The following is a 23,396-nucleotide window of genomic DNA, read 5'->3' as shown; positions in this document are numbered from 1 at the left end:
TGTTCCTGGCGCTGGGCTTCTTGCTCCATCGCGGCAAACAATTCGGCGTCATAACGGGCGATAGTCAAATCACGGCTGAACATAGCATTCCCCTGAGAAAATCAGCTGGGCGGTAGAAAGAGGGGGCAAATTCTACCCCATCCGGGCGAAACAGGCATATGAGCCTTGGTCATCTGCTGGACAAGCGGGGTTCATGCGCGGGAGGCGGGAGGCGTAGGTTGGGTTAGCGGCATATGCTCGATTTTGGCTGCAATACAAATGGTTGGTGTCGCGTAACCCAGCGCGGGTCGGCAGGCATGCCGCCGTGATGGGTTACGCCGCGCAGGCAATGTGCTTTTGCCGTACATCGCCGTGGCGGCTAACCCATCCTACCCATTGCATCTTCAGCTGAGCATAAACAGCGCGGTGCCGCTAAACAGTGCGGTGAACTGGGCTGCCTGCATGGGCCGGCCGAGCAGGAAGCCCTGTACTTCGTCACAGTCGTGGCCGCGCAGGAAGTCCAGCTGGGCCAGGGTTTCCACGCCCTCGGCGATCACCGTGAGGTTAAGGCTGTGGGCCATGGCGATGATCGCGCGGGCGATCTGCCCGTCCTGCTCGCCGTGGGGCAGGCCGTCGACGAAGCTGCGGTCGATTTTCAGCACATCGATGGGGAACTGCTTGAGGTAGTTCAGCGAGCTGTAGCCGGTGCCGAAGTCGTCGATGGCGATGCACACACCCAGTTGTTTGAGGCTGGTGAGGGTCTGCATGGCGTTGCTCACGTCTTCCATTAGGATGCTTTCGGTCAGCTCCAGCTCCAGGCAGGCGGGTGGGATGCCGCTGCCCTGGATAATGCCGGCGATGCGCTGGTCCAGATCGCCCTCGGCAAACTGGCGAGCCGAGAGGTTGACCGAGATCTTCGGCACCCGCACCTTGGCCTGGTGCCATTCGGCCAGTTGTCGGCAGGACTCGCGCAGCACCCAGTCACCGACCTGCACCACCAGGCCCAGTTCTTCGAGTACCGGAATAAAGTCATTCGGCGGCACCAGGCCGCGCTGCGGGTGCTGCCAACGCAGCAGCGCTTCGGCGCCGGTCAGGCGTTTGCCGTCGCCGGAGAACTGCGGCTGGTAATACAGCTTGAATTCGCACTGTTCGAGGGCGTGGCGCAGGTCGCTTTCCAGCTCCAGGCGCTGCAGGGCGCTGGCGTTCATGTCGGCCTGGTAGAACTGGAAGTTGTTCTTGCCACGCTCCTTGGCGTGGTACATCGCGGTGTCGGCGTTCTTCATCAACTGGCTCAGCTCGTTGCCATCCTGCGGGCTCAGGGCAATGCCGATACTGGCGGTGACGAAGAACTCGCGGCCTTCGAGAATAAACGGCTGCGCCAGGCTGGCGAGAATCTGCTCGCCGACGTGGATCGCGCGGTTTAGCGCGACCTCGCGGTTGTTTTGCGATTGCAGCAACAGGGTGAACTCGTCGCCGCCCATACGCGCCACGGTGTCGTCACTGTCGACGCAGGCGCACAGGCGCACGGCGACTTCCTTGAGCATGCGGTCGCCGGCGGCGTGGCCGAGGGAGTCGTTGATCGGCTTGAAACGGTCGAGGTCGAGGAACATCAGCACCACCCACTCGTTGTGCCGCTCGCCATGTTGCAGGGCGCTGTGCAGGCGGTCCTGGAACAGCGTGCGGTTGGGCAGCTGGGTCAGGGCGTCGTAGTAGGCCAGGCGGTGGATGCGTTGTTCGCTGGCCTTGCGCTCGCTGATATCGCTGAAGAAGCACACGTAGCTGACCAGATCGCCTTCATCGTCCTTGACCGCCGTGATGCCGACCCAGGCCGGGAATTTCTCGCCGCTTTTACGCTTGAGCCACACCTCGCCTTCCCAGCTGCCCTGCTGGTTGAGCTGCTTGAGCACGTAGCTCAGGTGGCTGGCCTGCTGGGTATCGGCGGTGAGCATGCTCGGCAGCTGGTCGAGAATCTGCTTGGAGCTGTAGCCGCTGACCCGGCTGAAGGCGTTGTTGACCTGGACGATATAGCCGGCCGGGTCGGTGACCAGGATCGCCGCGGTGGAGTGCTCGAATACCGTGGCGGCCATGCGCAGGTCTTTCTCGGCGCGGCGCTGCAGGCTGATATCGCGGCCCACGCCAAGCAGGCCTTCGAAGCGCCCGCTGTCATCCCACATCGGCACCAGGCGCAGCTCTATCGGGATTTTCTGGCCATCGGCGCGCAGGGCATCGAAGACGAACAGTTGCGGCAGAAACTCGGCGCGCAGTTCGGCCAGCCGCAGCGGGTCGCCGAGGGCATTGCGCACGCGCTCGAGCAGGGCGTAGAAGCCGCTCAGCTGGCGCGGGTTGGTGGCCAGGCTTTGAAAGCCGTTGGCCAGCGCCCACTGGCTGTCATAGCCGAGCACCTGGGTAACCGAGGGGCTGACATAGTTGAGCTGCAGCTGGGCGTCGGTGGAGAAGATCACGTCGCTGATGCTCTCCGCCAGCAGGCGGTAACGCTGCTCGCTGGTGCGCAGCGATTCGCTGTGGGTGATCTGCTCGGTGATGTCCTTGGCCACGCCGATCAGCCGGCTGACCCGGCCCTTAGCATCGCGCGCCAGGGCCTGCTCGCGAATATCAAACCAGTGCCAGCTGCCATCGCGGTGCCGCCAGCGCAGTTCGAACTGCATCAGCCGGCCATTGCCCAGCACCTGCTGGATATTGCGCATGCGCTGGTACAGCTCGACATCATCGGGATGCAGGATCTTTTCCCACAGCCGCTCGCCGAGCTCGCGCAACTCGGCCTGGCTGTAGCCCAGCTGCGGGCCGAGGTGGTTGTTGCTGTACATCACCCGCTTGGCGGCGATGTCGTGCACATAGATGGTGTCGGGTACTGCGTTGACCACATCGGACCAGAACCGCTCGCGCTCGATCAGCGAGGTCTCGATGCGCTTGCGGTTGGTGATGTCACTGATGCTCAGGGTCACGGCTTGCAGGTCGTCGATGCTTTCCGGCAGGCGCAGCAGCAGCCACAGATGGCGCTCGTAACCCTGCGGGGTGCGGATCTGCCGTTCCATTTCCAGCTGGCCGCCGCTGAGCAGGGCATTGATCAGCTGCAGGCGGAAGCCTTCCGGGCGCAGCGGACCGCTGTTGAACAGGTGCTGCCAGGCCTGCTGGTTAGACTCGACGCCGAGCAGTTGCAGGGCCACCTGGTTGGTTTCGGTCAGGCGCAGACGCTGGCAGATTTCTGCATGGTGCTGCGGGTCGGCGTCCAGCCAGCGTTGCAGGCCGGCCATATTGTGCAGTTGCTGCTGCTGCAGATAGCGCTGCAGCTCGGTCAGGTCGAGTACGCAGAGGGCGGTGCCGGTGCCGTCGAAGATGTCCTGATAGCGCCGGCGGGTTTCCTGCAGCACTTGCGAGGCGTGCTGTTCTTCCGTGACATCGCGCAACACCCAGACAAAGCCGGTGCGTTTTTCATCTTCGTGTAGGTCGCTACGGCTGATGTCGTAGAGGTGGAGGGTGCCGTTCTGCTGGATTTCCACCAGGTCCGGGCCAAGGTCGTTGTGCAGCGCGGTGCCGTGCAGCAGCAGCGGGTCGAGACGCGGCAGTAGCTTGAGCAGGTGCCAGTCGCGCGCCTCGTGGTTGCTCAGGCCGAACATCGCCTCGGCTTGCGGGTTGAGGTATTGCAGCTGGCCGTTGCTGTCGGTGACCAGCACACGCTCCTCGATGGCACCCAGCACGCTGGCGGCCTGCTGCAGGGAGCGCCGCGAGGCGGTGTTCAGGGCGTGCAGGCTGCGTTGTTCACGCAGCAGGCGATACAGCGCCAGCAGCGTGAGGGTGGCGCAGAGGATAAACAGCAGCAGTTTGCTGGCCTGTTGCGGCAGTTGCTGGGCGCGCACCTTGCGTTCATTAAACAGCGCACGCAGCTGCCAGTCGCTGCCCTGAAGCGGGGTTTGCAGCATGCTCTGGTCGAGGTTCTCGGCGGTAACCGGCGGCGCCACCGAAGAGCCGCTGGCGGCCTGGGGTACGTTGCTGGCGATTACCCGCTGCACGTTACGGTCTTCCAGCTGCCACTGGTGCGGGCTCTGATGATGCTCCTGCAGCCAACTGGTCAGCGCCTGGTTGGTCAGGCGCAACACCCAGAAACCGCTGGCGGCGCTGTCGGGGTTATGCCGCAGCAGCAGGTAGATGCGCCCATGGTCGTTGGCGCTGAAGGTGTAAAAGAAGCTTGCGCTGCCGCCGCGCTGCCGCAGCTCGTCCAGGTACAGAGCGTCTTCGGTGGGCGCATGGCTGTCGGCGATGATCCGCCCTTGGTCGTTCAGCCAGGCCAGGCTGCGCAGGGTCGGGAATACCCCGCGCAGGCTGTGCAGCAGCTCTGCCAGCTTATCGGGATTGCTCGGTGGCAGCACATGGGCTTGCAGCAGGGCCTGGCCGGCGCCGGCCTTGAGCTCCATGTTCAGGCTCAGGTGGTTGGCCAGCTGCGAGCTGTAGGCCAGGCCAAGTTGGCGCTGGTTGTCGAGCAGTTGTTGGGATTCCTGACGCAGTTGCCAGAGCAGCAACACCAGCATGCTCAGTACCAGCACCACCAGCGCGCCACGCGTCGGCCCGCGCATCACCTTAGCCGGTGCGGCGCCGGGGGAACGCGCAGTGGTTGGAGGCATGACTGTTGGCAAAGACTTACATCCTGGGGGCTGAGCGGCGATGGGCGGATCCCTGAGGTGCGCAGAATGGCCCGCATGCAGGGGGCGGCTAGCATGCCATAACCGTGGCAAAGTGCCAGCGGCGCCGACGAGCGTCGTTTGCCCTGTTCGGCGCATTCCGGTAGCTTTGCCGCACGCGCGCGTGACTGTGCAAGTCCGCTGCGTTGGCAGCGCCTGGCGGCTCCGTCCCCGCCGTGTGGCCTCAGGCCGCACGCATCAGTTGGCGGCTTCTCTTTCGTTTCAACCCAGAACCAAGGTCATCATGGCTCAATACGTCTACACCATGCATCGGCTCGGCAAAGTCGTACCGCCGAAGCGGGAAATCCTCAAGAACATCTCCCTGTCGTTCTTCCCTGGCGCGAAGATCGGCGTACTGGGCCTCAACGGTTCGGGTAAATCCACCCTGCTGAAGATCATGGCCGGCGTCGACACCGAGTTTGACGGCGAAGCGCGGCCGATGCCGGAGCTGAATATCGGCTACCTGCCGCAGGAGCCGCAGCTCGACCCGAGCAAGACCGTGCGTGAGGTGGTGGAAGAGGCCGTCAGCCAGATCAAGGACGCCCAGGCGCGTCTCGATCAGGTTTACGCCGCCTACGCCGAGCCGGATGCCGACTTCGACAAGCTGGCCGCCGAGCAGGCCAAGCTGGAAGCCATCCTGCAGACCAGCGACGGCCATAACCTGGAGCGCCAGCTGGAAGTCGCCGCCGACGCCCTGCGTCTGCCGGCCTGGGACGCCAAGGTGGAATTCCTCTCCGGTGGTGAGAAGCGCCGTGTGGCCCTGTGCCGCCTGCTGCTGTCGGCCCCGGATATGCTGTTGCTGGATGAGCCGACCAACCACCTGGACGCCGACTCGGTGGCCTGGCTGGAGCACTTCCTCCACGACTTCCCCGGCACCGTGGTGGCGATCACCCACGACCGTTACTTCCTGGATAACGTCGCCGGCTGGATTCTCGAACTCGACCGCGGCGCCGGTATTCCCTACGAGGGCAACTACTCCGGCTGGCTGGAAGCCAAGTCGGATCGTCTGGCCCAGGAATCCAAGCAGCAATCGGCCCATGAAAAGGCCATGAAGGAAGAGCTGGAATGGGTGCGCAAAGGCGCCAAGGCCCGTCAGTCCAAGTCCAAGGCGCGCCTGCAGCGTTTCGAAGAAATGCAGTCCCAGGAATTCCAGAAGCGCAGCGAGACCAACGAAATTTACATCCCGGTCGGCCCGCGTCTGGGCGACAAGGTCATCGACTTCGTGGGCGTCAGCAAGGGTTATGGCGACCGCGCGCTGATCGACAACCTGTCGTTCAGCATGCCCAAGGGCGCCATCGTTGGCGTGATCGGCGGTAACGGTGCCGGTAAGTCGACGCTGTTCCGCATGCTGATGGGCAAGGAACAGCCGGACTCGGGCAGCATCGAGATCGGTGAAACCGTGCAGCTGGCCTGCGTCGATCAGAGCCGCGACGACCTCGACGGCAGCAAGACCGTGTGGGAAGCGGTGTCCGGCGGTTCCGACATGATCAAGATCGGCAACTATGAAGTGCCGTCGCGCACCTACGTGGGGCGTTTCAACTTCAAGGGCGGCGACCAGCAGAAGTTCGTCAAGGACCTCTCCGGTGGTGAGCGTGGCCGTCTGCACCTGGCCCTGACCCTGAAAGAGGGCGCCAACGTGCTGCTGCTGGACGAACCGTCCAACGACCTCGACGTGGAAACCCTGCGCTCGCTGGAAGAGGCGCTGCTCGACTTCCCGGGCGCCGCCATTGTGATCTCTCACGATCGCTGGTTCCTCGATCGCGTGGCCACGCACATCCTGGCGTACGAAGACGACTCGCACATCGAGTTCTTCGAGGGCAACTACACCGAGTACGAAGCCGACCGTAAAAAACGCCTGGGTGAGGCGGCCGCGCAGCCGCATCGGGTGCGTTACAAGAAGCTGGCGCAGTAAGCCACGCCGCACTGCAAAACGGAGCCGCAAGGCTCCGTTTTTGTTTGCAGGCACGCGCTGGGCAAAAGTTACAAAGCACTGATCTGCGGCAGTGCGCCGGGCTGGTGCTGGGGCCACACTTAATAGAGTGTTCCCGAGGATTGCCAGCATGCCTGCTTTTGACCCCCACGCCGCGCTTTGCAGCTTAATGAGTGAATACAGCGCTCGCGCCCATGCGATTCGCCAGGACTTGGCGCGCACCCACTCGGCGGACTTCGCCGAACAGGCGCAGCAACGACAGAACGACGAAGTACTGGAGGCACTGCTGGCTGAAGCTGAGGCTGCCTTGCGCCAAGTCGGCCTGGCCAAGCTGCGCCTGGCCGACGGGCAGTACGGCTTGTGCCTGCGCTGTGGCGAGGCCATCAGCCCGGCGCGCTTGCAGGTGATGCCGGCGGCGGAGTTCTGCCTGGCCTGTGCCGATCGTGTCGAGCCCCGCTGAAACCTGCTTCAGGCCTGCTTGATCTCCTCCAGCAGGCGCCGCGCCGCGGTTTCTGCCGCGTCGCTGTAGGGCCGCAGCACGCTGGCCGCGCCCGCGTGATGCAGCGCTTCGGCATCGCCGGCGCGAAACGCGCTGAGGGTGATCTGGCCTTTGAAGGCCGCGCTGCGTAAGGCGCGAAACAGGATGGCGTTGACCTCGCGCTGGGGGATGGTGCTGATCAGCGCCTGGGCGTGATTGAGCGGCATATGGCTGAGAAAATCGGCATCCTCGGCGTCGCCGTAGCAGGCGTTAAGGCCTTCTTCGCGGGCCAGGGCCAGGGCCTGCGGGTCGAAGTCCACGCCCAGTACGCGGCGCCCACCTTGCTCCAGTTGCGCGGCCAATTGGCGCCCGTAACGGCCCATGCCATAGACGATGATGTCCGGCTGTTCACCGGCGGGGGCATTGTCGTCGGCGTTTTCCCGGTGCGGGAGATGCCGCTCGAACGGCCCCAGCCAGGGCGACAGGCGGGCGAACAGCGGCTGCGCATAGAGAATCATGTAGGTCGACAGGGTAATGGTGATCAGTCCCACCAGGGTGGTCAGGCCCAGGGCGTCCTGGTCGATATGGCCGAGACCGATACCCATGGCGACAAAGATGATCGAGAACTCGCTGATCTGCGCCACGGTCAGCCCGGCCATAAAGCCGGTGCGCTTGCGGTAGCCCATCCAGCCCATGATGGCCATGACGATCAGCGGGTTGCCGATCAGCACGAAGGCCGAGAGGATCAGCGCACTGCCGATCTGCCCGTGAATATGGGCAAAGTCCAGCTGCAGACCCAGGTGCAGAAAGAAGAACAGCAGCAGGAAGTCGCGCAGGCTGGTCAGGCGGCTGGCCACCGCCTCGCGCAGTGAGGTCGAGGCCAGGGAGAAGCCGGCGAGAAAGGCGCCGATTTCCTTGGACAGGCCCAGCGAGTCGGCGCCCGCCGCGAGCAAGGTGCCCCAGGCGATGGCCATAAGCATTAGCAACTCGGGTGAGTCGGCCATCATATTCAGCAGGCGCGGCAGGGCGTAACGCATCAGCAAAAACAGCACGCCCAGGCTGCCGAGCAGGGTGGCCGCGAGCAGCAGCGGGTGCATGCCGGGCTGTTCGGCGCTGCTCGGTTGATACAGGTTGAGACCGAGCATGGCCAGCACCACGGCGATGTCCTGAACAATCAGGAAACCCATGGCAATGCGCCCGTGCAGTGAGTCGATCTCGCCTTTGTCGGAGAGCAGCTTGACGATGATGATGGTGCTGGAGAACGTCAGCGCCACGGCCACATACAGCGCGGTCAGCCACTCCAGGCCCAGCAGGTAACACAGGCCATAACCGAAGACGATGGTAAAGCTCAGCTGGCCCAGGCCGGTGGCCAGGGCTACCGGGCCGAGGGTGCGCACCAGGCGCATGTCCAGCTTGAGGCCGACCACGAACAGCAGCACGGTGATGCCGATCTCTGCGAGCAGCTGCAGCGGCTGGTTTTCGCTGCTCAGGCCCAGTACCGCCGGGCCGGCGAGGATGCCCACCAGGATATAGGCGATGATCAGTGGCTGACGCAGTTTCACCGCGATGCCGCCGACCAGGGCTGACAGGGCCAGCAGTATGGCGACTTCCTGAAACAGACTCATGCATCGCTCCTCGATAACTACCGCGCATTGTAAAAACATCAGCGGCGTTGGGCTTGCCTTGGATCAAGCATATCGCTTGTGGATGAAGGCCGATGCGGCGATGATTTCCATTAGGCCCCCGTCCAAGGATTTCCAATGCCAGACTCCGTCGCAGCCCATTTGCGGTTGGCACCTGAAGCACTTACCCGTCCCTTTTCCCCTGAGCAGTTTGATTTCACCAGCACCGCAGATCTGGAACCCTTCCGTGGCGTATTGGGCCAGGAGCGCGCCGTCGAGGCGCTGCAGTTCGGCGTGGCGATGCCGCGCCCCGGTTATAACGTGTTTGTCATGGGCGAGCCCGGCACCGGGCGCTTCTCCTTCGTCAAACGCTACCTCAAGGCCGAAGCCAAACGCCTGGAGACCCCGGCTGACCGGGTATACGTCAATCATTTCGATGAGCCGCGCGAGCCGCGTGCGCTGGAGCTGCCGTCTGGCACGGCTGGCGAGTTTCTCGCCGATATCAACGGCCTGATCGATAACCTGCTGGCGACCTTCCCGGCGGTGTTCGAACACCCCTCGTTCCAGCAGAAAAAGAACGCCATCGACCGCGACTTCAACAAGCGCTACGACCAGGCCCTGGATGTGGTCGAGCGCCTGTCGCTGGAAAAGAACGTCGCCCTGTACCGCGACAGCAGCAATATCGCCTTTACCCCGATGCTCGAAGGCAAGGCGCTGGATGAGGCCGAATTTGCCCAGCTGCCGGAAGCCGAGCGCGAGCGCTTCCATGCCGATATCGCCAGCCTGGAAGAGCGCCTTAATGAGGAGCTGTCCAGCCTGCCGCAGTGGAAGCGCGAGTCGAGCAACCTGCTGCGTCAGCTCAATGAAGAGACCATTACCATCGCCTTGCAACCGCTGCTCGCACCGCTGTCGCAGAAGTACGCGGAAAATGCCGGAGTCTGCGCCTACCTGCAGGCGGTGCAGGTCAACCTGCTGAAAACCGTGGTCGATCAGCTGGTCGAAGTGGAGAAGGCCGACGCGCAAACCCGCAAGCTGCTGGAAGAGCAGTACTGCCCGAGCCTGGTGGTCGGCCATCACGCCCAGGGTGGCGCGCCGGTGGTGTTCGAGCCACACCCGACCTACGACAACCTGTTTGGCCGCATCGAATACAACACCGATCAGGGCGCGCTCTACACCAGCTACCGCCAGCTGCGCCCCGGTGCGCTGCACCGCGCCAACGGCGGCTTTCTGATTCTGGAAGCGGAGAAGATGCTCGGCGAGCCGTTTGTCTGGGATGCGCTCAAACGCGCCCTGCAATCGCGCCAGCTGAAGATGGAGTCGCCGCTCGGTGACCTCGGCCGCATCGCCACCGTAACCCTGACTCCGCAGGTGATTGCGCTGCAGCTCAAGGTGGTGATCATCGGCTCGCGCCAGCTGTATTACACGCTGCAGGACCTCGATCCGGACTTCCAGGAGATGTTCCGCGTTCTGGTCGACTTCGATGAAGACATCCCGTTGGCCGATGACAGCCTCGAGCAGTTCGCCCAGTTGATGAAGACCCGCACCTCGGAAGAGGGCATGGCGCCGCTGACCGCTGCCGCCGTAGCGCGGGTAGCGACCTACAGCGCGCGACTGGCCGAACACCAGGGGCGTTTGTCGGCGCGCATCGGTGATCTGTTCCAGTTGGTCAGCGAAGCCGACTTTATCCGCAGCCTGGCCGGTGATGCAGTGACCGACGCCGGGCATATCGAGCGTGCGCTAAAGGCCAAGGCCACCCGCACCGGCCGCGTCTCGGCGCGGATCATCGATGACATGCTGGCCGGGATCATTTTGATCGATACCGCCGGGGCCGCCGTGGGCAAGTGCAACGGCCTGACCGTGCTGGAAGTCGGCGACTCGGCTTTCGGTGTGCCGGCGCGGATTTCCGCCACGGTCTACCCGGGCGGCAGCGGCATTGTCGACATCGAGCGTGAGGTCAACCTCGGTCAGCCGATCCACTCCAAGGGGGTGATGATCCTCACCGGCTACCTCGGCAGCCGCTATGCCCAGGAGTTCCCCCTGGAAATCTCCGCGAGCATCGCCCTGGAGCAGTCCTACGGCTATGTCGACGGCGACAGCGCCTCGCTGGGTGAGGTCTGCACGCTGATTTCGGCGCTGTCGCGTACGCCGCTCAAGCAGTGTTTCGCCATTACCGGTTCGATCAACCAGTTTGGCGAAGTGCAGGCGGTCGGTGGGGTCAACGAGAAGATTGAGGGCTTTTTCCGTCTGTGCGAGGCGCGTGGTCTGACCGGCGAGCAGGGCGCGATCATCCCGCACTCCAACGTCACCACCCTGATGCTCGATGAGCGGGTGCTGCAGGCGGTGCGCGCCGGGCAGTTCCATATCTATGCGGTGCGCCAGGTCGACGAGGCGCTGAGTCTGCTGGTCGGCGCGGATGCCGGCTCGCCCAATGAGCAGGGCCAGTTCCCGGCGGGCAGCGTCAATGCGCGGGTAGTCGAGCGCCTGCGCGATATCGCCGCCATGGGTATGGAAGACGACGACAAGGAAGAGCCGAAGAAGGAAGAACCGGCGGCGCTCAAGGAAAAGAAGCCGCGGGTGAAAAAACCTCTGGCGCAGTGACCGATCCAGGGCAGTCATTCGCCCGCTGGCTGGTCAGTCACTGAGCGAATTGTCTGGGCTCCCTGGGCGCTTGGCTCAGGCCGGCTTTTCCTCATTTCATCCACACAGTTATCCACAGTTGACGGGGATAACTGTCAGCTTCCCACTGGCGCGCTCTCGGGTGTAGGCTGAAGGCCTGCTCCCGAGAGGGTCGTCGCCATGTCGCGCAGCCTCAATCTCACTCGCCACTGTCTGGGCCTGGATACCCGCATCGAATGCGTGGTGCTGCCGCTGGCCGGCAACAACGGGCTCTGGACACTGATCTGCGCCGCCGGCATGGCGGGCGCGCAACCCTCTACAGTCAAGGCGCAAGGCCCATTCCACGGGCCTTTGGTCGCGGAAGATGTGCTCGATGGGATTGCCGAAAGCCTGCTGGGCATGGGCTATGAGCCGTGCACTGAATTGCCGATCTGGCGTTTGCATATTCAAGCCGAGCTGCGTCGGCTGAATGGTGAGCGCAGCCGTCACCTGGGGCATTACCAGTTCTAGGGGTAAAGCTGACCGGCAGGTTGATCAGCTTTTGTCCGCCGCCTGGCAGGGCCTATTCTGCCTAGGCGCAGGCAGTTAATCCGAAGGCTTTGCACAGGGTTATCCACAGTTCGCGGGGATAACCTCGCGCCGCCCTTGCGGCTTTGTCTGCAACCCACTGCTGGGTATACTCGCCGACACTTTCCAAACCGCTGTGAGACACCATGGAACGTTTTATCGAAAACGCGATGTATGCATCCCGCTGGCTGCTGGCCCCGATCTACTTTGGCTTGTCACTCGGCCTGCTGGCATTGGCGCTGAAATTCTTTCAAGAAGTCTTCCATATTCTGCCTAGCGTGTTCTCCATGGCCGAGGCGGATCTGATTCTGGTGATCCTGTCGCTGATCGACATGGCCCTGGTTGGCGGCTTGTTGGTGATGGTGATGATCTCCGGCTACGAGAACTTCGTCTCGCAACTGGATATCGCTGAGGGCACCGAAAAACTCGGCTGGCTGGGCAAGATGGACTCCAGCTCGCTGAAGATGAAGGTGGCAGCCTCCATCGTGGCGATCTCCTCGATCCACCTGCTCAAGGTGTTTATGAATGCGGAGAACATCAAGACGGACTACTTGATGTGGTACGTGATCATTCATATGGCGTTTGTGGTCTCGGCTTTCGCCATGGGTTATCTGGATAAGCTGACCAAGCACTGATCCATTCTTAGCGTTACCCGCCGCCCGGCCGTTGCAAAACGGACGGGCGGTTTGCGTTCTGCCTTGTGTTTTTCTGGTGCTGTACAAGAATTGTATTTGTACGGTTTTTTGTATAGCTTTGCTTGCCAGAGGACATCACCATGAACCTGCACGACCTGTCGCAGCACGCCCATGCCGGGCATATTGAAGCGCTCAACCTGATTTCCATTGAAGGTGGCATCTACCTGCTGGAGGCGCATATGGATGGCCGTGCCCACCCGCTCAGTGATGGCCATGGCAAAACCCTGCATCTGCGCTCGGTGGAGCATGCCCGTGATCTGCTGCATGACCTGCCGCGCGTGCCGTTTCACCTGGTGCACGCGGTGGTGCATGACGAGATGTGTGGCATGCAGGACGGCACCCAGGACACCTTGCGCGTGCCGATTTCTTTCAGTTCTTCCTGGTAGTGCCGTGAGTGCAACGCCGCCCCTGTTTGCTCGCACGCTTGCCGTAATTAATGTGCAGGCTACGGGGCTGCACCCCGATCAGGATTGCATCTGGGAGATTGCTGTACTGCAGGTCGAGGGCGGTGTTGTCACGGCGCGGCGCAGCTGGTTGTTAAAGCCGGCGCGCGCGCTACCGGTCAGCGTTTCAGGTTTATCGGGTGTGCTGCCAGCAGAGCTTGAGGAGCAGCCATGCTTTGCCGATATTGCCACTGAACTGGCGCAGCTGCTCGACGGCCATGTTGTGGTTGGCCATAACCTGCGTATCGCCCATGCGTTTCTACGCCACGCCTTTACTCTGGCTGGCTTATCGGTGCGTTACCGGCAGCTGTGCACGTTGCAGTTAGCCCGCGTAGCATGGCCCGATCTGCCTGATCACGGCCTCGATGCATTGTGTGCCAGCCAGCAGATCAGTCGCTTTTTTCAGCACCGTGCCCTACCGGATGCCGAGGCTGTTTGGCAGCTGTTGTTGCGTTTGCTGGCGCAGATACCGGCCGAAGTGCTGATGCGTCAGGTTGCTCGGCAACTGCGTAAAGCTGCGGTGCCGCGCTTTCTCACGGCTGAGCGTCTGCAGGCAGTGCCGTCGCGTCCGGGGGTGTATTTCTTCTACGGCGATAATCAGACGCTGCTGTATATCGGCAAGAGTCGCAATCTGCGTCAGCGCGTGCAATCGCATTTTCAGAATGACCATCGCAACCGTCGCAGCTTGCAAGTGGCTCAGCAGATACGCGATATCCGCGTGCAACCCACGGCTGGCGAACTGGGCGCATTGTTATTGGAAGCGGCTGAGGTCAAGCGGCTCTTGCCGCTTTACAACCGCCAATTGCGTCGTCAGCGGCAGTTGTTGACCTGGGTGCTGAAGACCAGTGAAGACGGCGTGAGGCCTGAGTTGCAGGCGCTCGATGAGCGCGCGCCGGTCGGCAACAACATGGGTTTGTTCCGCTCACGGCGGCAGGCGCTCGATTGGTTGCGGGGCGAGGCGCGCAAGCGTCGGTTGTGTCTACGCCTGCTCGGTGTGGAGGGCGGCCTAGGCGCCTGCTTTGCCAGGCAACTGGCTGGCTGTAATGGGGCGTGCTGCGGGCTTGAGCCTCGAGAACAGCATGATGCGCGCTTATTGGCTGGTTGCGAGCAGCTGCGCGTTGCCGCTTGGCCATGGCCGGGGCCTGTAGCCCTGGTCGAGCGCGACCCTGAACATGCTTTCTCGCAGTGGCATGTACTGGATCAATGGCGCTACCTGGCTACAGTCGATGACCCTGGGCAGATTGATGCCGCCCGCCAACAGCCGCTGCAGGCCTTTAGTCTGGATGCTTACCATATTGTGCTCAGTCATTTGCGGCGCTTTCCCCATACTGAGGTTGTTGTGCTATGAGCACTCGCCGGCTTGCCCTGATCCTGGGCGATCAGCTGTCTTTCGATCTGCCCAGTTTGCAGGCTCTGGACCCGCAGCAGGATGCCGTACTGCTGGCCGAGGTGGCGGCGGAAACTGATTATGTGCCGCACCACCCGCAGAAGATTGCGCTGATCTTCAGTGCCATGCGCCACTTTGCCGAGGCCCTGCGCGAGCGCGGCTGGCGCGTGCAGTACGTCAAACTGGATGACCCGGACAACAGCGGCTCGCTGCCCGGCGAGTTGCAGCGCTGGACGAAGCAGTTGCAGGCCGCCGAGGTGCATATCAGCGAGTCTGGTGAATGGCGCCTGGAAGATCAGTTAAAGCGCTGCGGCGTGCCGATCGTCTGGCATGCCGACAGCCGCTTTATCTGCGCCCGCGACGAGTTCGCCCGCTGGGCCGAGGGGCGCAAGCAGCTGCGCATGGAGTTTTTCTACCGCGAGATGCGGCGTAAGACCGGTTTATTAATCAACGGCGACGGCACTCCGGTGGGCGGCGCCTGGAACTTCGATGCGCAGAATCGCAAGGCGCTGCCCAAGCAGATCAAGGCACCGATGACGGCGCGCTTCCCGGCGGATGGCATTACCCGGGAGGTGCTGGCGCTGGTGGCTGCGCGCTTTAGCCATCACTACGGCAGCCTGACGGCCTTCGATTACCCGGTGACCCACGCCGAGGCCGAGGCGCTGTGGCAGCACTTTCTCGACTTCGCCTTGCCGGCCTTTGGCGATTATCAGGACGCCATGGCAGTCGGTGAGCCGTTTCTGTTTCATGCGCGGATCAGCGCGGCGCTGAATATCGGCCTGCTGGATGTGCGCCGGCTGTGCGCCGATGTCGAGGCCGCTTACTGGCGTGACCAGGTGCCGCTGAACGCCGCCGAGGGCTTTATCCGTCAACTGATCGGCTGGCGCGAATACGTGCGCGGCATCTACTGGCTGCATATGCCCGAGTACGCCCAGCGCAATGGCTTTGGTAATACCCGCTCGCTGCCGGAGTTCTACTGGACCGGTAAAACCCGCATGAAGTGCATGAGCCAGGCCATCGGTCAGACCCTGGAACACGCCTATGCCCACCATATCCAGCGCCTGATGGTTACCGGCAACTTCGCCCTGCTGGCCGGTATTGCGCCCAGCCAGGTCTGCGACTGGTACCTGGCGGTGTATATGGACGCCTTCGACTGGGTCGAGCTGCCCAATACCCTGGGTATGGTCATGCATGCCGATGGCGGCTACCTGGGCTCCAAGCCCTATTGCGCCAGTGGCCAGTACATCAAGCGGATGTCCAATTACTGCGGCGACTGCGCCTACAAGGTCACGGAAAGCGTTGGCGAGCAGGCCTGCCCGTTTAATGCGCTGTATTGGCACTTTTTAATCCGCCACCGTGAGCAGCTGTCCGGTAACCATCGGCTGGGCATGATCTATCGCGGCCTGGATAAGATGAGCGAGACCAAGCAGCAGGGCCTCTGGGCGCGCGGCGAGCAGTTGCTGGCGCGGCTGGATGCCGGCGAGGCGCTGTGAAAAAGGCCGAGCTGCCGATCAAGACCTGCGCGGTGTGCGGGCTGCCCTTCACCTGGCGCAAGAAGTGGGCGCGCTGCTGGGCTGGGGTGAAGTACTGCTCCGAGCGCTGTCGGCGTAATCGTCAGGGCGTGGCGGGCGGGTAGGGCGGACAGGCGGTTTGTGCTAGGCTGGCCGACCTTTTTTAGCCCCTAGCGGAGCCGTGTTATGTCCGAACTCAATCTCTCGACTGACGAAACCCGCGTCAGCTACGGCATCGGCCGTCAACTGGGTGGTCAGCTGCGCGACAACCCGCCGCCGGGTGCCAGCCTGGAGGCCATCATTGCCGGTATCACCGATGCGTTCTCCGGCCAGCCAAGCCGCGTCAGCGAAGCCGAGCTGACCGCCAGCTTCAAAGTGATCCGCGACATTATGCAAGCCGAAGCAGCCGCCAAGGCTGAAGCGGCTGCCGGCGCTGGCCTGGCCTTTCTCGCCGAAAACGCCAAGCGCGATGGCATCACCGTACTGGCTTCCGGTCTGCAGTACGAAGTGTTGACCGCAGGCGAGGGTGCCAAGCCTTCCCGTGAAGACAGCGTGCGCACCCACTACCACGGCACCCTGATCGACGGCACCGTGTTCGACAGTTCCTACGATCGCGGCCAGCCGGCTGAGTTTCCGGTGGGTGGCGTAATCGCCGGCTGGACCGAGGCCCTGCAACTGATGAATGCCGGCAGCAAATGGCGCCTGTATGTGCCAAGCGAGCTGGCTTACGGCGAACAAGGCGTGGGCAGCATCCCGCCGCACAGCGTGCTGGTATTCGACGTAGAGCTGCTGGACGTTCTGTAAGCGTCCAGTTGTATCTACCGCGGGCATGCCCCGCTCCTACGCCAGACTGCTAGGAGCGGGCCCTGCCCGCGATGCGTTTAAGTCCAGAACGTCAGGGGCGCAATGCCCGGGCGTAGCAGTAGAGAAACAGGTTGCGCACCAGTTCCTTGAGCACCAGCGGTTCGCTGGAGTTCAGCTCATGCAGATCCAGATCGCCCTGATCACGCAGTTCATCCAGCTCATCCTCCCTGAGCAGCGCGCAGACTTCGCCGGTGTTGCGGTTGAGAATGCGTAGGTAGGGCTGCGGGCGGTCCAGCCAGGCGTCGATCAGATAGGTCATGACTCATCTCCCTTAAGTGGTCTTATGAGAATAATTCCTATTACGATTATGGCAAGTCTTAATTTGTCGGCCCGATGGTATGTCGGTTTTTTGGGGCTGTGTCTGGGGGCTTGGCCGCGATCCAGGGTGGCGTTGCCCTCAGATGCTCAGTGCCTGAGTACGCCATGGTGGCTGGCGGGGTGGGTGCGGCAAGAGCCTGCGTCAGCGCGCAGGTTGAGGGCGCATACGCGCTTGGGTGTGGGTTGAGCGGGGCGAAACCCAGCAGGTAACGGCAGGTCTCGTCGGGTTTCGTCACCTTACTGCTTAACTCAGCTTACGCCTTACAAAGCCGGGAGTTGCAGATAAGCCAATAAAGCCCGAGGCACATGCCTCGGGCTTTATCCTGCTTATTTGCTGGCGTCTAGCACCACACGGTAGCGTGCTTTACCGGCGCGCAGGTGGTCGATGGCCTCGTTGACCTTGCTCATGGGGAAGTGCTCGACCTGCGGCAGAATCTGATGGCGCGCGCAGAATTCCAGCATGCTCGCCATATTCGCCGGTGAGCCAACGGGCGAGCCGGACAGGCTCTTCTGCTTGGGGATCAGGTTGAACACGTGCACCGGGATCGCGCTGGGCACGATGCCGACAAAGTGCAGGCGGCCCTTGCCGCGCAGCGTGCCGATCATGGCATTCCAGTCCAGGTCGGCGCTGGCGGTGACCAAGAGGAAATCCAGGCTACCGGCAATCGCTTTCAGCGCGGCGCTGTCAGTGGAGGCCACCACCTTGTGTGCACCCAGGCGCTTGGCTTCGTCCTGCTTGCTTAGCGAGGAGGTGAAGGCGGTGACTTCGCAGCCCCAGGCATTGAGGAACCCCAGCGCCAGATGGCCGAGGCCGCCGATGCCGACCACGCCGACCTTGTCGGTGGGTTTTACATCAAAATCCAGCAGCGGGCTGAATACCGTCGAGCCGGCGCAGAACAGCGGGCCGACCAGCGCCGGGTCCAAGCCATCCGGCAGCGGTACGGCCCAGGCCCAGTGGCTGCGTAGGCGGTCGGCGAAACCGCCGTTGCTGCCGACAATCGTGGGTTTTACCGTGCCGCAGAGCTGGTGCGAGCCTTCCATGCACGAGCTGCAATGCATGCAGCTGCCCTTGTACCAGCCGATGCCGACGCGCTGGCCGAGCTTCAGTCCACGCGCCTGCGGGCCGAGGCGCACCACCGTGCCGACCACTTCATGGCCGGGGATAAAGGGGTAGCGGGCATTACCCCACTCGTTGTCGATCATCGACTGGTCGGAGTGGCAGATGCCGCAGTATTCCACCGCCACTTCCACTTCTTCGGCGCCCAGCGGGCCGGGGTCATAACTGTGCGGCTCGAGGGGCGCGCCGGGGGCCTTGGCGGCCCAGCCGGTAAAGGTGTCGACGATGGATTCGGATGAACTCATGACAATAAGCCTCGGTGCAGAAAATAGGACTCAGCCAGCATAGCCGGGTCTACCGGGGAAATGTGCCTGCATAAGCCTGGCTGATGATGGCACGGTGGCCTCGGTTACACTGGCTGCCTTGTACGGCTTACCAGGATTACCCATGTCGCGTCCGCCCCGTCCCGATTCACCGCGTCGTCCCGCCGGCAAACCTGCCGTACGCCGTGTGGCCAAGGCGCCACCGGCCAAATCGCGCCTGCTGCTGCTGAATAAACCCTTCGATGTGCTGACCCAGTTCAATGACGAGCAGGGCCGCGCCACCCTTAAGGACTTTGTCGATGTGCCCGGCGTCTACCCGGCCGGGCGCTTGGACCGCGACAGCGAAGGCCTGCTGCTGCTGACCAATGATGGTGGCCTGCAGGCGCGTATCGCCGACCCCAAACACAAGCTGGCGAAAACCTATTGGGTGCAGGTAGAGGGCGAGCCGACAGCGGCCCAGTTGCAGCAGTTGCGTGACGGTGTGCAACTCAACGATGGCCCGACCCTGCCGGCCGAAGCACGGTTGTTGGCAACGCCCGAGTTGTGGCCGCGCAACCCACCGGTGCGCTTTCGCCAAAGCATTCCGACGGCCTGGCTGGAGTTGGTGATTCGCGAGGGGCGCAACCGTCAGGTGCGGCGTATGACCGCTGCGGTGGGTTTGCCAACGCTGCGCCTGGTGCGGGTGGGCATCGGTCCGTGGAGCCTGGATGGCTTGCAGCCGGGTGAGTGGAAAGAGGTCGAGGCGCGTTTGTAGGATGGGTTAAGCGCAGCGCTACCCATGTGGGTGGCGGAGTGATCAACCGTGAATGCCGCGGCTCGCTTCGATGATGTAAGTGATGATCGGCTTGGCCAGGAAGGCGAACAGGCACAGGCCCAGGCCGAGGAACAGGATTGCCGTACCCAGGCGGCCGGCTTTGGAGGTTTTTGCCAGGTCCCAGATGATAAAGAACATAAACACCATCAGTCCGCCGACCAGCGCGTACATCATCAGGGATTCGAACTGTTCGGTTTGCATTCTGGCCTCATGAACCTGCGCGACAATCGGCGTACGGTGGCCGCACAATGGCGGTAGCCGTCACAGAGGGCGCGATTATACGCAGCAATGGCCGCTCTGCCAGCCGACCACGGGCAAGGTGCGGCGATCAGCCGCGCAGGTGCTGCAAGGGCAGCTGGGTGCTGGAGAGGATCTGTTGCAAGACAAAGCTGGAGCGCACGCTGGAAACCCCCTCGATACGGGTCAGGGTGCCGAGCAGCAGTTTCTGGTAGTGATCCATATCCGGCACCACCACCTTCAATTGATAGTCCGCATCCATCCCGGTAACCAGGCAGCATTCGAGGACTTGCGGGCATTTGCGGATTTCTGCCTGAAAATGCTCGAAGCGTTCCGGGGTGTGCTTGTCCATGCCGATCAGCACATAGGCCGTTAACGTCAGGCCGAGCTGCTTGCGGTCGAGCAGGGCGACCTGGCCGAGAATATAGCCATCATCTTCCAGCTGTTTGACCCGCCGCGAGCAGGGCGATGGCGACAGGCCGATGCGTTCGGCCAGGTCCTGATTGGACAGGGTGGCATCGCGTTGCAATTCGTCGAGGATATTCAGGTCGTAACGATCAAGTCTGTTCATCTTTACCGTTCTATAGTTATTAGATTGTGCGTAATTATCATATTGTAGTTATTAATTGCGCATTTTGTGTGTATTTCAGCAATGTTAGCAATATTTCACTGGCTCTGTGGGCGTAAGCTTTACCTCAACTTCAAGGCCCGGACGATACGTCCAGCTGCCTCGCCCAATCAGGTGAGCGGCCGCCGCCGATCCCACCGGATCGTCACGGCACCCGGGTCCGCACTGCCCAACCAGGCGGGCGAAGAAAAGGCGTTACCATCGCTAATCAGGGGCCCGCAAAAGAGAGTCACGTAGACCCAATGCCAGTCAGTTGATCTGACTGGCATTTTTGTTTCTGCTCGGATATTTGCAGGGTTTTGCTCTGCGCGCCTGTGGCTAACTGCGATCTTTCCGCTGATCAGGCAGGGCTGATGTCGGTGTTCGGCCGGTTAGTGGGGGCAGCGAGGTTGTATCGAGGGTGCCCAGGAGTATCTAAGGTAGAGGCGGCGAAACTGACTCGCGCCATGTCATCTCATTCAAGGGTACGCAGTGGGAGGCAGGCTCGAAGAGCGAGCCTGCTGTTTCGTTACTCGTCCTCGCCGAGGGCGGCGAGTTCGCGTTCCAGTAGGCTCTCATCGCCCAGATTGAGCTCTACCAGGCGGCGCAGGTGGCTGATCGAGTCGAGGTCGATATGTCGGCAGACAAAGCCGAGCAGGTCTGACTGGGTGCGGGTCAGTACCACCTCCATCAGTACGCGGGTGTCGTCGGCGAGTTGGATATTGGCGTCGAATGGCTGATTAGGATCGCCGTTCCAGCCGTTGGGGCGCTTGATCAGCAGGCCTTTCAACGATACATCATGCAGTTCAACCGCCCAGTGCCGCTCCCCTTGCGTTATCTCGGTGGGGGCGTCGAAAGCGATGCGGTGAAAGCGCCGCCGCTCATTGGCTGTTTCGCTCATGCAAAGAAACTCCTGCGAGGTTTTATCCACTATAGGCCAAGGCTGTTGTCGATGGTTTGGTTTTATCTGTGCGTATGGCTGGCCAGTAGATATAGCCGCGCCGGTGCGGGCGTTGTAGCTGGTTGCGGTTGCCAGTAGGTGTCGCGACGCAGGTTAAGAGTTGCCCCTGCAATTATTGCGGGCAATAAAAAACCGGCGATTAAGCCGGTTTCTTAAGAACAGTCAGCGTGTCGCTAACAGCTTAGGCAGCTGCAGCTTCGCCCAGGGCCTTGATATGGCCATTCAGGCGGCTCTTATGGCGAGCTGCTTTGTTCTTGTGGATGATGCCTTTGTCGGCCATACGGTCGATTACCGGCACAGCCAGGGTGTAAGCGGTCTTGGCAAGATCGACGTCTTTGGCTTCGATAGCCTTGACCACGTTCTTGATGTAAGTGCGGACCATCGAGCGCTGGCTGGCGTTATGGCTACGACGCTTCTCAGCCTGTTTTGCGCGTTTTTTGGCAGAAGGTGTATTGGCCACCGTCAAGCTCCTCGAGAAAATTCTGGGGGTTACAAACAAATAAGGCCGCGAATCATGCCGATATGAGGGAGTGCTGTCAAGCCTGCTGGCTTTTCCCTGTGCTGGCCTGACCAGTGGCGGCCCGCTACACTCGTCGCCTTTGCGCGCCGGCGGATCGTCCGCGGTCGTGCGTGTTTGCGGAAATCGAATTATTACATGAATTTGCTCAAGTCGTTGGCCGCTGTCAGCTCCATGACCATGCTTTCGCGTGTGCTGGGCTTTGTCCGTGACACCATCATCGCCCGTATTTTCGGTGCCAGTGTGGCCTCGGACGCCTTTGTGGTGGCGTTCAAACTGCCCAACCTGCTGCGCCGGATTTTTGCCGAAGGCGCGTTCTCTCAGGCTTTCGTGCCGATTCTGGCTGAATATAAAACCCAGCAGGGCGATGAGGCGGCGCGTACGTTTCTGGCTTATGTCACCGGTCTGCTGACCCTGGTGCTGGCGCTGGTGACCCTGGTTGGCGTTCTGGCGGCGCCGTGGATTGTCTGGGCATCTGCCCCGGGCTTTGCCGACGAGGCGGAGCGCTTTGAGCTGACCACCGATCTGTTGCGAGTCACCTTTCCTTATATCTTGCTGATCTCCCTGTCCTCGCTGGCGGGGGCGGTGCTCAATACCTGGAACCGCTTCTCGGTGCCGGCCTTTGTGCCGACGTTGCTGAATATCAGCATGATCGTGTTTGCCCTGTTTCTGACGCCCTATTTTGATCCGCCAATCATGGCGCTGGGTTGGGCGGTGCTGGTGGGTGGCTTGGCGCAGTTGCTGTTTCAGCTGCCGCATCTGCACAAAATCGGCATGCTGGTACTGCCGCGGCTGAACCTCAAGGACCGCGGCGTGTGGCGCGTGATGAAACAGATGGGGCCGGCGATCTTCGGCGTCTCGGTCAGTCAGATTTCGCTGATTATCAACACCATCTTCGCCTCCTTTCTGGTCGCCGGCTCGGTGTCTTGGATGTACTACGCCGACCGTCTGATGGAGTTGCCGGCCGGCGTGCTCGGCGTGGCGCTGGGGACCATCCTGCTGCCGGCCTTGTCGAAAACCCATGCCGGGGCCAGTCGTGAGGATTATTCCAAGCTGCTCGACTGGGGCTTGCGTCTGTGTCTGGTATTGGCGCTGCCTAGCGCGGTGGCCTTGGCGATTATTTCCGAGCCGCTGATCGCTTCGCTGTTCCAGTACGGCAAATTCACCGCAGGCGATACGCTGATGACCCAGCGTGCCTTGATTGCCTACTCGCTGGGCCTGGTCGGCATCATTCTGGTGAAAATCCTCGCGCCGGCCTTCTACGCCCAGCAGAACATCAAGACCCCCGTACGTATCGGCCTGGTCACGCTGCTGGCGACCCAGGTGATGAATGTGCTGTTTATCTTCGTGATTCCCCTGGCGCATGCCGGCCTGGCGCTGGCCATTGGCCTCGCCGCCTGTCTGAATGCCGGGCTGTTGTACTGGCAGCTGCGCAAGCGCGATATGTTCCAACCACAACCGGGCTGGGCGCTGTTTCTCGGCAAACTGTTGCTGGCGCTGCTGGCGATGGTGGCCGTACTGTTGCTGGCCATGCAGCAGCTGCCGACTTGGGCGGACGGCAGCATGCTCTGGCGTTTGCTGCGCCTGGGCGGGTTGGTTGCTGCGGGCTTGCTGGCCTATTTGGCCGTGTTGGCCCTGCTGGGCTTTCGTCTGCGCGACTTTGCCCGGCGCAGCTCCATCTGAAAGCGGCTGATTTGCCGCCTGTTGTCCGCTGCGCGGTGTGCGTATAATCGACCACTTTATGAGCAAGAAGCGCGTTATGCAGCTGGTTCGAGG

Annotated in this window: 21 protein-coding genes; 12 read left to right on the top strand and 9 right to left on the bottom strand. The window is 62.1% G+C overall.

All coding sequences use genetic code 11. The features are described from left to right. Together WA145_RS11985 and WA145_RS11980 are read right to left on the bottom strand one after the other, a co-directional pair. The coding region (locus WA145_RS11985; RefSeq protein ID WP_422581793.1) for a hypothetical protein at nt 1-83 on the bottom strand (83 nt) is incomplete at its 3' end. Between the two features lie 300 nt (nt 84-383). After that, nucleotides 384-4,616, bottom strand: a complete 4,233-nt coding sequence (locus WA145_RS11980) for a sensor domain-containing protein (RefSeq protein WP_422581791.1) — start codon at nt 4,614-4,616, stop codon at nt 384-386. A 301-nt stretch (nt 4,617-4,917) separates the two neighbouring features. On the opposite strand from WA145_RS11980, the gene ettA reads away from it, so the two are divergent. Together ettA and WA145_RS11970 are read left to right on the top strand one after the other, a co-directional pair. Beyond that, a complete protein-coding gene (ettA, locus tag WA145_RS11975) occupies nt 4,918-6,585 on the top strand; it encodes an energy-dependent translational throttle protein EttA (RefSeq protein WP_422581790.1) in 1,668 nt (555 codons plus the stop codon). Between the two features lie 148 nt (nt 6,586-6,733). After that, nucleotides 6,734-7,063 carry a TraR/DksA family transcriptional regulator gene (locus WA145_RS11970; RefSeq protein ID WP_422581789.1) on the top strand — a complete coding sequence of 110 codons (330 nt, stop codon included), beginning with the start codon at nt 6,734-6,736 and terminating at the stop codon, nt 7,061-7,063. 8 nt (nt 7,064-7,071) lie between these two features. Here WA145_RS11970 and WA145_RS11965 read toward each other — a convergent pair whose 3' ends face one another. Further along, nucleotides 7,072-8,706, bottom strand: a complete 1,635-nt coding sequence (locus WA145_RS11965; protein WP_422581788.1) for a cation:proton antiporter — start codon at nt 8,704-8,706, stop codon at nt 7,072-7,074. 135 nt (nt 8,707-8,841) lie between these two features. Between WA145_RS11965 and WA145_RS11960 the strand changes: the two genes are divergently transcribed. The 8 genes from WA145_RS11960 (at nt 8,842) to WA145_RS11925 (ending at nt 16,726) form a co-directional block, all read left to right on the top strand. Beyond that, complete coding sequence (locus WA145_RS11960; RefSeq protein WP_422581787.1) at nt 8,842-11,301, top strand: Lon protease family protein; 2,460 nt, start codon at nt 8,842-8,844, stop codon at nt 11,299-11,301. Nucleotides 11,302-11,499: 198 nt separating this feature from the next. Further along, nucleotides 11,500-11,829: a hypothetical protein gene (locus tag WA145_RS11955; protein WP_422581786.1), complete on the top strand. Its 330-nt coding sequence runs from the start codon at nt 11,500-11,502 to the stop codon at nt 11,827-11,829. 203 nt (nt 11,830-12,032) lie between these two features. Next, nucleotides 12,033-12,521 carry a TIGR00645 family protein gene (locus WA145_RS11950; RefSeq protein ID WP_422581785.1) on the top strand — a complete coding sequence of 163 codons (489 nt, stop codon included), beginning with the start codon at nt 12,033-12,035 and terminating at the stop codon, nt 12,519-12,521. Between the two features lie 140 nt (nt 12,522-12,661). Further along, complete coding sequence (locus WA145_RS11945; protein ID WP_422581784.1) at nt 12,662-12,967, top strand: DUF6482 family protein; 306 nt, start codon at nt 12,662-12,664, stop codon at nt 12,965-12,967. A 4-nt stretch (nt 12,968-12,971) separates the two neighbouring features. Beyond that, nucleotides 12,972-14,372 carry an exonuclease domain-containing protein gene (locus WA145_RS11940; RefSeq protein WP_422581783.1) on the top strand — a complete coding sequence of 467 codons (1,401 nt, stop codon included), beginning with the start codon at nt 12,972-12,974 and terminating at the stop codon, nt 14,370-14,372. Continuing rightward, nucleotides 14,369-15,904, top strand: a complete 1,536-nt coding sequence (locus WA145_RS11935; RefSeq protein ID WP_422581782.1) for a cryptochrome/photolyase family protein — start codon at nt 14,369-14,371, stop codon at nt 15,902-15,904. The genes WA145_RS11940 and WA145_RS11935 overlap by 4 nt, the downstream gene beginning before the upstream one ends. After that, a complete protein-coding gene (locus WA145_RS11930) occupies nt 15,901-16,047 on the top strand; it encodes a DUF2256 domain-containing protein (protein ID WP_422581781.1) in 147 nt (48 codons plus the stop codon). The genes WA145_RS11935 and WA145_RS11930 overlap by 4 nt, the downstream gene beginning before the upstream one ends. 61 nt (nt 16,048-16,108) lie before the next feature. Next, a complete protein-coding gene (locus WA145_RS11925; RefSeq protein ID WP_422581780.1) occupies nt 16,109-16,726 on the top strand; it encodes an FKBP-type peptidyl-prolyl cis-trans isomerase in 618 nt (205 codons plus the stop codon). A gap of 91 nt (nt 16,727-16,817) precedes the next feature. Here the strand turns inward: WA145_RS11925 and WA145_RS11920 are convergent, their stop codons facing one another. Both WA145_RS11920 and ahr read right to left on the bottom strand, forming a co-directional pair. After that, nucleotides 16,818-17,045 carry a hypothetical protein gene (locus tag WA145_RS11920; RefSeq protein WP_422581779.1) on the bottom strand — a complete coding sequence of 76 codons (228 nt, stop codon included), beginning with the start codon at nt 17,043-17,045 and terminating at the stop codon, nt 16,818-16,820. A 386-nt stretch (nt 17,046-17,431) separates the two neighbouring features. Beyond that, nucleotides 17,432-18,466 (bottom strand): NADPH-dependent aldehyde reductase Ahr, encoded by a 1,035-nt coding sequence (ahr, locus tag WA145_RS11915; protein ID WP_422581778.1) that lies wholly within the window; start codon nt 18,464-18,466, stop codon nt 17,432-17,434. Between the two features lie 205 nt (nt 18,467-18,671). Between ahr and WA145_RS11910 the strand changes: the two genes are divergently transcribed. Continuing rightward, entirely contained in the window at nt 18,672-19,238 is a 567-nt protein-coding gene (locus tag WA145_RS11910) for a pseudouridine synthase (RefSeq protein WP_422581792.1), read from the top strand. Nucleotides 19,239-19,280: 42 nt separating this feature from the next. On the opposite strand, the gene WA145_RS11905 is transcribed toward WA145_RS11910, so the two are convergent. The 4 genes from WA145_RS11905 to rpsT form a co-directional block, all read right to left on the bottom strand. Further along, entirely contained in the window at nt 19,281-19,499 is a 219-nt protein-coding gene (locus WA145_RS11905; RefSeq protein ID WP_422581777.1) for a DUF2788 domain-containing protein, read from the bottom strand. A gap of 127 nt (nt 19,500-19,626) precedes the next feature. Continuing rightward, complete coding sequence (locus tag WA145_RS11900) at nt 19,627-20,106, bottom strand: Lrp/AsnC family transcriptional regulator (RefSeq protein WP_422581776.1); 480 nt, start codon at nt 20,104-20,106, stop codon at nt 19,627-19,629. A gap of 565 nt (nt 20,107-20,671) precedes the next feature. Then, the gene (locus WA145_RS11895; protein WP_422581775.1) at nt 20,672-21,043 is read right to left on the bottom strand and encodes a PilZ domain-containing protein; all 372 of its coding nucleotides are present in this window, start codon (nt 21,041-21,043) and stop codon (nt 20,672-20,674) included. A 241-nt stretch (nt 21,044-21,284) separates the two neighbouring features. Next, nucleotides 21,285-21,563 (bottom strand): 30S ribosomal protein S20, encoded by a 279-nt coding sequence (rpsT, locus tag WA145_RS11890; protein WP_341436539.1) that lies wholly within the window; start codon nt 21,561-21,563, stop codon nt 21,285-21,287. A gap of 195 nt (nt 21,564-21,758) precedes the next feature. On the opposite strand from rpsT, the gene murJ reads away from it, so the two are divergent. After that, entirely contained in the window at nt 21,759-23,303 is a 1,545-nt protein-coding gene (gene murJ, locus WA145_RS11885; RefSeq protein ID WP_422581774.1) for a murein biosynthesis integral membrane protein MurJ, read from the top strand. The last annotated feature ends 93 nt before the right edge of the window (nt 23,304-23,396 follow it).

The organism is Pseudomonas sp. (assembly GCF_049301935.1).
In the GTDB taxonomy this organism is placed as follows: Bacteria; Pseudomonadota; Gammaproteobacteria; order Pseudomonadales; family Pseudomonadaceae; genus Aquipseudomonas.
Note: the sequence above shows the minus strand (reverse complement) of the source record. Positions and strands in the feature narration are given on the sequence as shown.